Source organism: Paenibacillus sp. J22R3, assembly GCF_056269305.1.
Genome location: NZ_JBWDNS010000001.1, coordinates 747,723 through 760,722 on the forward strand (window position 1 = coordinate 747,723; position 13,000 = coordinate 760,722).

Consider the following 13,000-nt stretch of genomic DNA (forward strand, 5'->3'; position numbering starts at 1 on the left):
TATCCCATGTCGCCGTAAAGGTCGCCAGGCTTGAGCCCTTGTCATCAATCGTATTGACTTTAACGATGCGGAGCTCTTCCTTTCCTTCGACGGGAGAATATGTGATTGCAGAAAAATAATTGGTTTAATAGTCAATCCCATTTCCGTAATTCCTCGTAACGCAACCTAGCCTTTAGGCTGTGCCTGAATCTTGCGGGCGGCCCGGCTCGCAGGTGAGAATTCGGATTATGCCGAGCAAGACTTGTATGACACGCTGCACGCTGGCAAGACGATTGAATACGGGCTCTACGTGCAACTGATGACCCCCCAAAACGAGGACGTATCCGGCGTGCCTTTGTTGCTGACGGCCAGCGAAAATCTCACCGTGACAGGGACTTGCTGTCCCGGCTGCTGCAGAAAACAAAGCTTCGTGTGCGCCGACATGGCATGCGTCGTCTGAACGTAGCCGAACGCGCCGCAGCCTTTGACGTGCACGGGCCTTTCCAGCAAGGTCGAATGCACGAATGTCTCCAGCGTTTCATGCAGCAGGCCCAGGCGGAGTCTGGCCCGGAACACGGAGGGAGTATTCACATCGAAAGCACGGTCAACGAAGGAACCATTGTTGACGTGATTTTACCCATCTACTCGTCATTCCTCAAAAGGGATTAGAATTTAAAACTAATGTGATCTCCCTCTGAATTCAATAAGACAGCAACAGTCTTTGAACAAGATTCCAACTTCCTATTTCACCTTCGTCAGAGGCTCTAAATGCAGCCGCACTTTTACATTAATCTTCATAGTAGACCAATGCCGATCCCATGTATCTCTGGTTATTGGTTTGGAGAACGGTTTAGCAGTCAACGCCCCGATTTGAAGGGGGTCAATCTGCAATTTTTGCATTTGGGAGAGCAAACGGATGACATTCTCCTCCAAGTACCGTTCGATTTTTTGTGTGAGAGCGGCATATTGGAAGTTATCTTCGATTGTTGCGAGCGAATCCAATTCATCAATTCTTCCCTTCACGTCGATTTCGATGGACAGGGATGATAAATCCGGGGTTAGTTTCTTTCGGGTATGCGCGCGAATATGCCCTAGCGTAACCGAGAGGTCAGGAAGGACTAAATATCGTACGAATCTGTCCCTATACAGCAATTGATTGATTTGATCGTCCTTTCCACGTATCTCCGCAACCATACTGTCCCGGTCGAAAAATGCTGTGCCTTCGTACAGGAACTGTTCACCTTTCGCGCGAAATACGGGTAGCTGGGGATCGGAAACCTGAGAATACAGCATTTTCATAAACTGGTGCAAATTGACGACGGTAATTTCGCCTTGTTTTTTCTTCTCGTAATGTTTGAACATGCGATAAAGGTAATAATCGATATTGTCTGTTTCATCCAAGTGTTTGGCGAGGAATTCATTAAAGTTGCCTTTCGTAATGACTAAGTACAACCGTTGCGAAATGTTCGGATCGGTCAGGACGGTATTGATAAGACGGGTCAGTCCCCGTTTCGCATAAGCTTCGTCCACGAACAGCAAGCGGATTTGACCGGCTTTCAGTTCGTTATAATAGGTCAAATTAAACCCCTTATTTCCTTCATTCAATAGAGAGACCTTAAGGGCAAGGACTCGCTTCTTCTCCTTGATAAGAGGGGGGACGAGCGTGCTGATTGTTATCTTTCCGTCTTCTTCTCCTCCACCCTGTACGGACCAGAAAATGATCGGCGTGATTTCTTCGATTATATTGTTCTCTGGAATGGGGACGCAACCGCATGCGAATGTCAACAAAGAAAATGATAGCAGCACAAGCGTTGCTCGTACGAAGCGTTTCATGACGTTGTCCTGGCTTTGCGGTTGATCGCGATCCAGATGAGGAGAGGTGATAACAAATAAGTGGCGGATCCTGCCCACATCTGCAGGTCGAGCCAAAAGGCCTGTTCGAGCCCGGGCTTCCAAAACCATTTACTGATCGGAAGAGTGACGGCCATCGCCGCACAGCCGCTAACTATCAGCCCAATACGAGTAGTGCTTGTCTTCGTCTTGCCTAGCAAACGAGATGCGCCATATATCATTAACACGAACAAAGCGCCTGAGTAAAGGAAGCTGAACGAATATGCCGAGATCAGGATAATATCGACCCTTTCGAATACAGGAGATTGCAGGTAGCGCCCCATCTCCACGTTCGGGTATTTGATGGTTGGTAAGTATTTGGAGCCGTAGAAGAGCAAGGACGCAATGGAAATAATGAGATACTCGCCGACCGAGATGGCGTTAGCGATCGTCAAATATTTGAGCATTTTCCGTTGCGGATTCAGCCAGTATGAAATAGCGATTAATAATTCAGGACCGGAAAACGACGAAAAAACGAGCAGTAGGGATTTCCATGCAAACGGCTCTGGGCCAATGGGGATGAGAGGGTATAGATCGTGAATTGAATTTGATTGCACGGAAAAAAACGGAATATACAAAAAGAAGATCCATATCGTTCCAATGAACACGACCGTTACGAACCTTACCATGTTTTCCATTCCAAACAGCGCCAAATAGCAGCTAAGGATAAAAGGAAACACAATGTGCCATTCTCGGTCCATAGAGGGAAAAACAAATTGCTGCATGATTTCGGCATAACTGATTGAAATGAAAGAGATCTTGAGCAAAAGGAGAGGCAAGCTTGCCAAAGCTAAAATTTTGATACCTGTTTTTCCGAATAATCTTTCAAAACCCTGGTACCCTTGGGCAGAGTAGGGGGTTGCGAACCACTTGGACAGCATATATAGGCAACATTGGGAGGCTATGCCCATTGCTACAATCGCCAACAACATATACGGTTGAACAAGGGTTGAGGGCATGACAATCATGTAATAAAGCATTTGAATCCTATTGGTGAGGAAGAGCGCGTAAAAACCGCCTTCTTGATGTGAGGTTTTTCGAAACAGCGATATAGCTTGCATAGGTTCATTTACTCCTTCGGTTCATACGATACTTGTTCAAAGGACGCAATGCTTCAGGACGATTGCGCATAGCGTGTAGCGGCCCTCGGACGAAGAGATCGACCCAATCTCTCCAATAAAACGGAGATACCGGCGCCAAGTAGGGCTGGTTCAAGGACGTAAGCCCGTTCAGATGGGCAAGCATGCCGACAAGTCCAAGCAAGATACCGGGAACGCCCAAATAGGACGCGAGAATCAAGAACATGAATTGAAGCAGTAAACTGGATTTGGTGACCAGATAGTTTGGAACGAGAAAAGTGGAAATCGCCGAAATGCCTGCCAATACAATTAGTACTTTGCTTGCGAATCCGGCTGCTACCGCAGCTTGTCCAATAACGATTCCACCAATAACCCCCAAGTTTTGGCTCGTTTTGGTCGGCATTCTTAGGCTGGCTTCCTTTATAATTTCTAGCGTAACAAGAATAATTAACGCTTCCCAGAAGGGGGATAGTGGCAGTTTGCTACGAGACTCGATGATTACATATAAAATTTGCAGGGGAAGCATTTGATAATGATGAGTCGTTAATGCCACGTAAAGTGGAATTAGAGTAATGGAAAGAAGGAAACTGAGATAGCGTAACGGCCTCAAGAAGCTAGCTACCAACCAGCGGTTAATATAATCCTCCGGCGACTGAAACAAGTGAAACAGCGTAATCGGAGCGACTAAAGCAAAAGGAGTGTTATTCACTAAAATGACCAATTTTCCGATGCCTAGTGCATACGCGCAGGAATCCGGTCGATCGGTCTGGAGATATTGAGGAAAGATGCTGTGATAATGGTCTTCCATAAACGCTGCAACATGTGAAGAATCCAAAAACATATCGAAGTCGATGCTGGAAAGCTTTTTTTTCGCGACCGCTACAAATTCCGGATTGATTAGCCCGTCGATGTACATAAGGACTACGGTTGTTTGGGTTAAGGAGCCGACGGAGTATCTCTCTGTTTTGAGCGCTGTTAAAGGAAGCCTTCTTCTAATCAGCAAGATGTTTTGCTCCAGCTGCTCGCTGAAACTGTCTTTCGGGCCGAACATTATTGTTTCCGTCTCTGAGGTTTCGATGGACCGGCCGAGCGAGTTGGGGAGCATAATAGCGTTCCATCGCCCGCTGGATGAGTCGTAAACTAGCACTGAGCCCTTCATGAGATTCTGGAGGGCTTGCTCCAAATTGGATAAACGTGCAATTTTGGCGGTAGTCAGGCTTCTTTCCACCGAACTTTGGAAGGATCGAACGAGGGGCTCAAGAATCGATTCGTTAAGACGCTCCTGATCGATTAAGGTTTCAAGATAAATAAATGTCAAACGAAGTCCGTCGGTAGTATCTCGATCAATTATCTCCGCATCCTCAATTAGGGCGAGTTTCTGCTTTAAAGCTTCTAAAGAGATTGCTGTCATTTTTCATCCCCTGAATCAGCGCGCTAAGTTTTCCTTTATTATGCTATTCTTGATCGAGTTTTAAACAAACGATTGGGAATCTTCGAAAGAATGAAGGTCACTCAACCTATATAGATTTAGCCAAAGCGCAAAAGTAATCCGCGGAGCTGGGTAACCGCTAGAGCCACCAAGTACGGTTCTTCAGTTCTGAGGAAGTGCTATGGCGAAGCGTATACCAAAGTTCTTAATTGTAAGAGGACAAGAACATATATGCATTAGAATCCGCGGTATGTCGTCGAATCGAAGCCTGCAAGCGCTACGTACATGGGTTACATCACGAAAATAACCACGGATCGTATACTCGTGGCATACCATATTCTCAGCCGATGCAATGCGGGGAAGATGCCTTTACGCTAACGGGCAGATTAACGCAGCAAATGAGCTGGCTGTTTCAAGGTGAACGGATGGCTAAAGGGCTATAACAATAGAAAACGACATTACGTATTTGGGCCGCTGGGTTCACGTAGGCGGAAATTTCAAGAGGCGCTCAAGAGGTGATTGTCAAATAGCAAACATAAATTGCGCAAGACAATAAAAGTCCACCGAGTGAAAAACCTGGTGGACTTTTACTTTAATCAGAACCTTCTCTTTGTGTTACCTCTCGCGCGATCTGACGTATTTCTTGCAGAATCGGTAGTTGTTTTTCCTCCTTCCATAGCACTGCCGCCTCCGAGATCAGCGGGGGATCGATAAGTCGTCGATAGGCGACTTCATCCGGTCGAACTCTGCTAATGCTGCTCGCTACTAGAGACACCCCAACTCCGGCTGCCACAAGACTAATGATAGCAGACTCGGTTGCCGCCTCTTGATTAATGACGGGGCTAAATCCAGCCAAATGGCATAACGAAATGAAATCGTCGAAGATCATGCGATTTGCGCTGCGTGAGTACATCACGAACTTCTCGTTTTCTAGTTCCCGGAGCGAAAGTGATTGTCGCTCGGCTAGGGGATGATTCTTGGGGAGCGCGATCGCGGCTGGCTCCTGATAGATCGTTTCATACGCCAATCCAGACATTTTGGCGCCGGGGAACATCAAGAAGCCAATGTCCACTTCTTCGTTTAGAACCTTAAGCTCCAATTCAGGAGAAACTAACTCGAGAAGCACGATCTCAAAATGCGGGAACCGTTCTCGAAACACGCGCACAATGGGTGGCAGAACGCTGTATAAACTGTAACTTGAGTAACCAATAATCAACTTGCCGCCTTCACCGCGCGCGATTCGCTGCGCTATTTCCACCCCTCGGTCAATTCGCCCAAGACCGGCCTGAACATCGGCCAGCAGCGCCTCGCCAGCGGACGTTAGCGCGACCGTACGGGTCGTTCGCTTCAACAGTTCAACGCCTAACTCATCCTCAAGCCGCTTTATTTGATAACTGAGCGGTTGTTGGGCCATATGCAATTGCTCGGCCGCACGTCCGAAGTGTAAGGTCTCGGCTACCTTCATAAAATAGCGCAATTGTCGCAGTTCCATGAAAACCCTCCATGTTTGATCATGCTTCAGCGACTATTATATATAGATTTAATGTTAATGTACATTGATATAGTGTTTATCATGCGGTAATTATCGATGTAAAGTAGTACTTGTACAGGGGCGGAACAATTTATTCTCACAGCGTATCGAAAGCCGGCATCATAGTAGGGCAGCTTATAATATTCGTGCGTTCCGATAAGCCTCGGGAGCTTAGATAAGTTAACCCCAATTTATCAATTAAGTCTAGAAATTAAGGAGGGAGGAATTTACATGGACAGATTATCTCTTCAGGTCGAAGTAGTGTTCGTGACCGGAGGGTCGGGTGGGATTGGTAGGGCTCGGCGAGCGTCTTAGTAAGGACGGTGTCAACGTGGTAGTCAACTACTACCCCAGTGCCCGTCAAGACGCCGAAGAGGTCGTGCAATGCATCGTACAAAGCCGGTGGTAAGGCTATCGCTGGGGGGGCTGACATCTTGGTATCAGATCAAGCCTGATGGATCACCGGTCAAACAATCGGCGCAGGCGGGGGGATGTTCTGAACGCATGACCTTACTCGGATAGTAACCACTTCGAGTAGACAAGTGCTAAGAGTCTCTTTAAGCCGAATACCTTAAAGACTTAACTAAATGATGCTAAGGGAGAGATAATTTGCGATGAAGAAATTCCATAATAAATTAAAGGTATTAAGTCTTGCTCTAACGATGACACTTGGTACAGTCGGAACAGTATCGTTCTCGAATAATTCGCATTCTTACGCAGCTACTGTTGTAAGAGCGAACAAAGTTGAAAAATCCAACCAGGGTGCATCGTCTAGTCATCAACTGAAGCCAAAACAGGTAGCCGCTGCGTTCTACGCCAGCTACAACGGGGATCTCGCCGCTGGCTTCGAGAAATATATTTCAAAGAAATTGGTGCTTCACGGGTTCGACGGTCCCATGGACCGCGGAGTTTGGCTCGCTAGCGACCTCGAACTAAAAGGGGCGCTCAAAGGTTATAAACTGCAAGTTCTCGATCAAATAGCGGAAGGGAACAAGGTCGTCACGCGTTGGACACTGGGCGGCGTCCAAACCGGCACGATTCTGGGAATTCCAGCGTCCGGCCGCGAAGTCCACCTCAGCGGTATTTCCATCGACCGCATTGAGAACGGCAAATCCGTCGAGCACTGGTCGGAAGGGAACTTCGGACGATTCTTGCAGGAGCTCCAGGCTCCCCCAACCAATCAAGTAACTCAATACATTAAAAACAATAAAGTCCAGGTATCAAGCGAAGTCTCGGCCAATCACCTACTGAAGCCAAAACAGGTCGCCACGGCGTTCTACGCTAGCTACAACGGGGATCTCGCTGCCGGCTTCGAGAAATATATTTCAAAGCAATTGGTGCTTCACGGGTTCGACGGTCCCATGGATCGCGGAGTTTGGCTCGCTAGCGACCTCGAGCTAAAAGGGGCGCTCAAAGGTTATAAACTGCAAGTTCTCGATCAAATCGTAGAGGGCAACAAAGTCGTTACGCGTTGGACCCTGGGAGGCGTCCATACCGGCACGATTTTAGGAATCCCCGCATCCGGCCGTGAAGTCCACCTCAGCGGTATTTCCATCGACCGCATTGAGAACGGCAAATCCGTCGAGCACTGGTCGGAAGGAAACTTCGGTCGTTTCCTGCAGGAAATCTCGACACCTTTAAACAACCAACAGGATCCAAAACAAGTAGCCGCGGCGTTCTACGCTAGCTACAACGGGGATCTCGCTGCCGGCTTCGATAAGTATATCTCGAAGGACCTGTTGCTTCACGGATTCGACGGTCCCATGGACCGTGGAGTTTGGCTTGCTAGCGACCTCGAGCTAAAAGGAGCGCTCAAAGGTTATAAATTGGAAGTGCTCGATCAAATCGTAGAGGGCAACAAAGTCGTTACGCGTTGGACCCTGGGAGGCGTCCATACCGGCACGATTTTAGGAATCCCAGCATCCGGCCGTGAAGTCCACCTCAGCGGCATTTCCATCGACCGCATTGAGAACGGCAAATCCGTCGAGCACTGGTCGGAAGGGAACTTCGGCCGTTTCCTACAAGAAATCTCGACACCTCTAAACGACAAGTAATCGTGGAACTCTAAACTTGCCAGTTCTTAGGGGCATTCTAGGTGAGTTGTCCGTAGCGGATGTTCGCGTACATCCGGCGTTGTCTTTGTTCACCGACTTTAAAGATGGTGCATTTAAACCAGCCGATCTTCATCTGACGAATATTAATGGTATGATCGATCAAGTGCTTGCCTGGAGTGGGGCACTAAAAAAACTTCGTCAATAATATTTGAGTTAGTTCGTGTAGTAAACATTAAGAGAAAGCATTGCTACTGGTGCCTGCATTTATGGTACAGGATATTTTCTTGTTTTTACCATATTCTCTTTCCGTATAATAACTAAATTCAGATGACAATTTGAATACCAGGAGGAAAAATCATGAGATTTCTTGATAATAAAGTTGTACTTATAACGGGAACCGCCGGAGGACTGGGTCGCGTCGCGGCATTGACCTTCGCCCGCGAAGGAGCTAAAGTAGTCGGCAGCGATATAAACGTAGAGGCAAATAACGAAACGGTCGAACTCGTGCGAAGCGCCGGAGGCGAAATGACAGGCATCGCACCGATCGACCTCACCGATCACGAACAAGTAAAGAAGCTGGTAGAGGAAGCCGCTCAAGCTTACGGCGGACTTGATGTGATTTACAATAATGCGGCCATACAGAAATTCGGACCGATGCCGGACTTCTCGATCGAGGATTGGCGGAGGACGATTGCCGGAGAACTCGACATTCCCTTTTTCGTATCGAAGTACGCCTGGCCGCACTTGGTGAAAAGAGGCGGTGGCGTCATATTAAACCTCGCTTCCATTTCCGGTATTATCGCTGGCGATGTTCCTCCGATGGTGGGGCATGCGGCGGCGAAAGGAGGCGTTATCTCCATGACCCGGCAGCTAGCTTTGGAAGGTGCACGGCATGGAATCCGCGCGGTGGCTATCAGTCCTGGACCGTTTCTCACTCCGGCCAGCGATCGCGATTTAGGAGACAATCAGGAGGCGCGGGACGCCGTTACGAAGAAGACGCTTCTTAAGCGGTTCGGACAACCCGAGGAGCTTGTAGAACTCGCTGCATTCCTCGCTTCTGATCGAGCCGCGTACATCACGGGAGTTAACTACGCCGTCGACGGCGGTGCGACTGCTTGGTAAATCATTTATAAAATGATCTCATTCCCGGCAGGTACGGACTCGCATCACAAATTAATAGCCGGTGGAGATGATCAAGCCCGACTGAGGACGAAGAAAGTATTCAAGGTGTAGAGGGAATTAAAAACCGCCTAGGAATAGCAAACAGCAGCCGATATCGGCTGCTGTTTTTGTTACGCTTCCTCGAAATGATTCAATTTTCTCATTCAGACTCATGTATTAAGAATAGAGCAAATATATATAATAATTATTGGTATTTTCAATGTACTTAACTTAGGGATTACAGGTATTATTGTAGGTGCTATTATTGGTTATGTTATAAGTTATTTTTTTAAGGAGATGTCGGGTGACAAGAACATTATCTCATTAAAGGCCGCGATAATTGCGGCTTTTTGTATTTATTGGATCAAGTTCTTGTCAAAACCAAAGTGCTGGGCATTCACGACTAAAAACTCAATGTCTTCAGCTTCTAAGAGGTTAACAATTGGCTTCCAAAATACGCCTGTACTTTCCATTGCGACATGAGAACATCCATGGTTTTTAATCCAGTCGATCAGCCGCAACAGAAAGACTGTTTTAGTAGGGAACGTACAAATCTCCTTTCCTTCAGGTGTCATTACACATGCAGTAATAGAGTCTTTATGAACATCCATACCACATGCGCGTTCAATGAGAATATCCATTGATAGGTTCCTTTCTACGGCTCTGTAATTGGAGCTGGTGCAACAAACCAAATAGGATTAATCTACCATGAGTGCTTCCCCAAAGGGGAGCGACATTCTGTGATGCACCGTGGTCGTCGGAGTCAGACTATCGGATGGGCTCTAACGCACCATAGTTGATCGACCTTCATCTCCCAGCCGTAGTAGCATTATTGACGGCATTTCTATTTTCATCCTCTGTGGTGCAGCGCTGTTTCTTGCGCTGCATGAATGGCTAACGTTAGCTCAATACACAACTCTGACGAAGGTGCCGGCATCAACAGTGGCTTCAGTACGTTAACGGGCAGGTTTGATTAATCATAGATTATTGAACAATACTTAATAAGTAATTTAGGTTTTGAAATAGTTAGTCACTTAACTAATGGTTAACCTCTTTTTAATGGGCTATAATTGAGGTCAGCCACATCTTGCGTCGATAGAAGCGTCATCGCATAGGGAATTGGATTAAATGGCTTACACAATATTTTTCGGTTGGTGACTCTAATGATAACGGAACTAAGAAACACATATATTAATAATTCGCACCAAATATGTTTCGATAAAAATTTAAATCCAAATGATTTGCCGTCTCCTAAAGACAAATTGCCGGAAAGTGTGTTGGATCAAAAGAAGAGAAATCTTGATGATACCATTTCCGTAGCAAGAAAGTTTATGACGAGGTTAATATCTGATTTGGATGGGACAGCCGTTTTGATCTGTATCACGGATCATGAAGGGTATATTTTGGAATTGTACGGGGATGAAATGATAAAGTGGCAAATTGAATCATTAGGTTTATCCACCGGAATCAGATTAGAGGAAGAGAAAGTAGGCACGAATAGTATTGAAATGGCTTTAAGAATGGGACAATCAGCCCAACTCATCGGATCAGACCATTTCTTCCGTTGTTTGCATGAAAGTGCTTGTTTCTCCGTGCCATTCCATGCTTCAGGCAAGATAAGCGGGACCATTACTATGATGATGGCTGCTAATCATGTAAGTCCATACCATCTAGGATTGCTCCAGTCTGCAGTAGATTCTATTGAACGAGAGGTAATAACCAAGAAACAGAATAAGAAATTGCTAGTCTTGAATCAAGTGCTAATGGAAACCAGTCGAAACGGGGTCATTATGACCAATGAAGACGGCAAAATAGTTGAAATCAATCCTTATGCCGAGAAAGTGTTGGCTAGTAAAAATGATGAACTATGCAATCGTCAAATTGCAGAAGTAGCCATTATCGGAGAATACATGGAAAATGTGTTGAGAGGCAGTGAAAAGTATGAAGATATCGAAATATCGATATCGAATAAAACTTTTTTATTTGACTCCTTTCCAATTTACGATGAATCCAATCAAATAATCGGTGCCTTTGGCCAGTTTAGAGATATTACAGAAAGACTAGTCTTAGAAAGACAACTCATGCTAAGCGAGAAATTGTCAGCTATCGGCAAAATCGGCGCAGGACTTGCGCATGAGATCAGAAATCCGCTTACGTCAATCATAGGCTTATTAGCGCTCCTTAAAGAAAATTTCAAAACAGCTGACCATAAGCAAAAAGACTATTTTAGAATCATCTTTAGTGAATTAGAAAGAATCAAAAATCTTGTTCAGCAATTCGTAATGATGGCTAAACCTGATCAAAAAGAAATCTTAAAAACTGGTGTAAGCCTACATGAACTTATTGAAGATACTTTGGCATTAATGGAAAGTGACTTCCATAGTAAAAACATAAAGATTCAGTATCAACCATGTTATAAAGATGAGATTCACATCGATAAGGACAAAATAAAACAGGTCATTCTAAATATGTTGCAAAATTCCTTTGATGCCATCGACTTTGATGGGAACATATCCGTTGTAATCCAACAGAGCCAATTTGATAATGGGATTGAAATTGTAATCAGAGACGATGGATATGGAATGGATAAAGATACGCTGGAGAAGCTATCTACTCCTTTTCATTCAACGAAAAAATACGGATTAGGTCTAGGCTTATCGATGAGCTATAGTATTATCGAGTGGCATAAAGGAAGAATTAAAGTAGAAAGTGAGCATGGAAAAGGGACAACCTTTATCATTTGGCTGCCGAAACTGGGGACTTCATTGGAATTACAAAGGTAAATGATTAAACTAACGGAGAAAAATAGCTAAACGAACAAGGAGCAGTTTGCCAGCGGCAGCTGCTCCTTGTTTCGTTGAAGTAACGGCAGATTAGTTCAATCAAAACAAGGATTTCTGGGGTCTTTGTGGAATTAAGCACGTTATGGTGTGGTGTTGTGACACAAGTAGTACAAAAGTTAGTTCAAAACATTCATGAAATTATGCAATTAAACTGGCTTACAGACGGCAGAACAAATCGACCAGATCATCGACAAAGCTCTGGAGGCGCAGTCGTTCCTGTGGGGCAAGCTGGAAGAGAAGGTCGGCGTCGTGCACGAGAATCCCTCGACATCCGCGAAAATTACTGCCACGCCGTTTTCGACGTTTAAAATATGGCGCTGTTACTATCGCTGCAGCGAGAAGGATACGATGGCTACTCGCCGCTCGAGCGAAGCATCAGGGCTTCCGTTTATAGCTAAAATGCGTCTAAGACCCGGATTCCGAGCCTTAGACTTTTAGATTATCGGAAATCGTATTTATTAATACGGAGGGTTGCCTGGTGGAGAAAGAGATACGATTAATCGAGGAAAGTGATTATGAAAAAGCGTATGCATTTCAGTGCGAGTATTTGGATATAGAGAACTTTGAGGATTTTATGCAAAGGGTGAAAAGTAATCCTGACTTGTACTTCGTAACAGTGGATGGTAGTGAAGTGGTTGGTATTTGCTATGGAAGTCCGTCTAAGAGAAATGATTCAGTCATTAATTTGAATGGGATCGCGGTTAATCTGGATGTTACAAAGAAATATGCTAGAGTTGGGCTGGGAACAAACATGCTGCGGATCTTTGAAACAGCGGTGAAGAAAAGAAGCTATTATAAAATTGGTGTAGGTTCAGCGGACGATCCAAAAGTAGAAGCTTTTTATTTAAAAAATGGATTTAAACCAACGGGATTGGTAGTCAAAGATTCAACTCTGGAGGAAATGGAGAGAGTCCGAGTAGATGACTATGAAAGCGGGATTTTACGAAGAGAAGAACTAAGACGTAAATACAATTCAAGAGAAGTGATCTTCGTTTTAGAAAAGGTTTTAGAATGAATGACTTCAAGGGGGTCCG

Annotated in this window: 9 protein-coding genes and 4 pseudogenes; 7 read left to right on the forward strand and 6 right to left on the reverse strand. The window is 45.4% G+C overall.

The features are described 5' to 3' along the window. Window positions 1–196 precede the first annotated feature (196 nt). A pseudogene (locus tag AC0YN4_RS03420) lies at window positions 197–316 on the forward strand (catalase); the annotation flags it as partial. Here AC0YN4_RS03420 and AC0YN4_RS03425 read toward each other — a convergent pair. Continuing rightward, window positions 316–528: pseudogene (locus AC0YN4_RS03425) on the reverse strand (catalase); the annotation flags it as partial. The pseudogenes AC0YN4_RS03420 and AC0YN4_RS03425 overlap by 1 nt on opposite strands. Here AC0YN4_RS03425 and AC0YN4_RS03430 point away from each other — a divergent pair. Continuing rightward, window positions 427–648, forward strand: a complete 222-nt coding sequence (locus AC0YN4_RS03430; RefSeq protein ID WP_475835589.1) for a hypothetical protein — start codon at window positions 427–429, stop codon at window positions 646–648. The pseudogene AC0YN4_RS03425 and the gene AC0YN4_RS03430 sit on opposite strands and share 102 nt — an antisense overlap. A 72-nt stretch (window positions 649–720) precedes the next feature. Here AC0YN4_RS03430 and AC0YN4_RS03435 read toward each other — a convergent pair whose 3' ends face one another. The 4 genes from AC0YN4_RS03435 to AC0YN4_RS03450 form a co-directional block, all read right to left on the reverse strand. After that, window positions 721–1,812, reverse strand: coding sequence for a Ger(x)C family spore germination protein (locus tag AC0YN4_RS03435; RefSeq protein ID WP_475835152.1), 1,092 nt, complete (start codon window positions 1,810–1,812; stop codon window positions 721–723). Further along, complete coding sequence (locus tag AC0YN4_RS03440) at window positions 1,809–2,930, reverse strand: GerAB/ArcD/ProY family transporter (protein WP_475835153.1); 1,122 nt, start codon at window positions 2,928–2,930, stop codon at window positions 1,809–1,811. Before AC0YN4_RS03440 ends, AC0YN4_RS03435 begins: the two co-directional genes overlap by 4 nt. A 4-nt stretch (window positions 2,931–2,934) precedes the next feature. Then, window positions 2,935–4,359 (reverse strand): spore germination protein, encoded by a 1,425-nt coding sequence (locus tag AC0YN4_RS03445; protein WP_475780033.1) that lies wholly within the window; start codon window positions 4,357–4,359, stop codon window positions 2,935–2,937. 610 nt (window positions 4,360–4,969) lie between these two features. Then, on the reverse strand, window positions 4,970–5,869 hold the full coding sequence (locus AC0YN4_RS03450; protein ID WP_475780032.1) for a LysR substrate-binding domain-containing protein: 900 nt from the start codon (window positions 5,867–5,869) through the stop codon (window positions 4,970–4,972). 653 nt (window positions 5,870–6,522) lie between these two features. On the opposite strand from AC0YN4_RS03450, the gene AC0YN4_RS03455 reads away from it, so the two are divergent. The 3 genes and pseudogenes from AC0YN4_RS03455 (at window position 6,523) to AC0YN4_RS03465 (ending at window position 9,084) form a co-directional block, all read left to right on the forward strand. After that, complete coding sequence (locus AC0YN4_RS03455) at window positions 6,523–7,962, forward strand: ester cyclase (RefSeq protein WP_475835154.1); 1,440 nt, start codon at window positions 6,523–6,525, stop codon at window positions 7,960–7,962. 25 nt (window positions 7,963–7,987) lie between these two features. Beyond that, window positions 7,988–8,167, forward strand: a pseudogene (locus AC0YN4_RS03460) (NADPH-dependent oxidoreductase); the annotation flags it as partial. A 152-nt stretch (window positions 8,168–8,319) separates the two neighbouring features. After that, the gene (locus tag AC0YN4_RS03465) at window positions 8,320–9,084 is read left to right on the forward strand and encodes an SDR family NAD(P)-dependent oxidoreductase (protein ID WP_475835155.1); all 765 of its coding nucleotides are present in this window, start codon (window positions 8,320–8,322) and stop codon (window positions 9,082–9,084) included. Window positions 9,085–9,509: 425 nt separating this feature from the next. Here the strand turns inward: AC0YN4_RS03465 and AC0YN4_RS03470 are convergent. Next, window positions 9,510–9,764: pseudogene (locus AC0YN4_RS03470) on the reverse strand (IS110 family transposase); the annotation flags it as partial. Window positions 9,765–10,286: 522 nt separating this feature from the next. Here AC0YN4_RS03470 and AC0YN4_RS03475 point away from each other — a divergent pair. Both AC0YN4_RS03475 and AC0YN4_RS03480 read left to right on the forward strand, forming a co-directional pair. Beyond that, window positions 10,287–11,906, forward strand: coding sequence for an ATP-binding protein (locus tag AC0YN4_RS03475; RefSeq protein WP_475780028.1), 1,620 nt, complete (start codon window positions 10,287–10,289; stop codon window positions 11,904–11,906). A gap of 538 nt (window positions 11,907–12,444) precedes the next feature. Further along, window positions 12,445–12,981, forward strand: coding sequence for a GNAT family N-acetyltransferase (locus tag AC0YN4_RS03480; RefSeq protein WP_475835156.1), 537 nt, complete (start codon window positions 12,445–12,447; stop codon window positions 12,979–12,981). Window positions 12,982–13,000: the final 19 nt, after the last annotated feature.

What these genes read in the sequence shown, in the direction of transcription:
- AC0YN4_RS03440 (WP_475835153.1), bottom strand. Translation starts at nt 2,930, where the DNA reads ATGCAAGCTATATCGCTGTTTCGAAAAACCTCACATCAAGAAGGCGGT.
- AC0YN4_RS03455 (WP_475835154.1), top strand. Translation starts at nt 6,523, where the DNA reads ATGAAGAAATTCCATAATAAATTAAAGGTATTAAGTCTTGCTCTAACG.
- AC0YN4_RS03475 (WP_475780028.1), top strand. Translation starts at nt 10,287, where the DNA reads ATGATAACGGAACTAAGAAACACATATATTAATAATTCGCACCAAATA.
- AC0YN4_RS03465 (WP_475835155.1), top strand. Translation starts at nt 8,320, where the DNA reads ATGAGATTTCTTGATAATAAAGTTGTACTTATAACGGGAACCGCCGGA.
- AC0YN4_RS03435 (WP_475835152.1), bottom strand. Translation starts at nt 1,812, where the DNA reads ATGAAACGCTTCGTACGAGCAACGCTTGTGCTGCTATCATTTTCTTTG.
- AC0YN4_RS03430 (WP_475835589.1), top strand. Translation starts at nt 427, where the DNA reads ATGCGTCGTCTGAACGTAGCCGAACGCGCCGCAGCCTTTGACGTGCAC.
- AC0YN4_RS03450 (WP_475780032.1), bottom strand. Translation starts at nt 5,869, where the DNA reads ATGGAACTGCGACAATTGCGCTATTTTATGAAGGTAGCCGAGACCTTA.
- AC0YN4_RS03445 (WP_475780033.1), bottom strand. Translation starts at nt 4,359, where the DNA reads ATGACAGCAATCTCTTTAGAAGCTTTAAAGCAGAAACTCGCCCTAATT.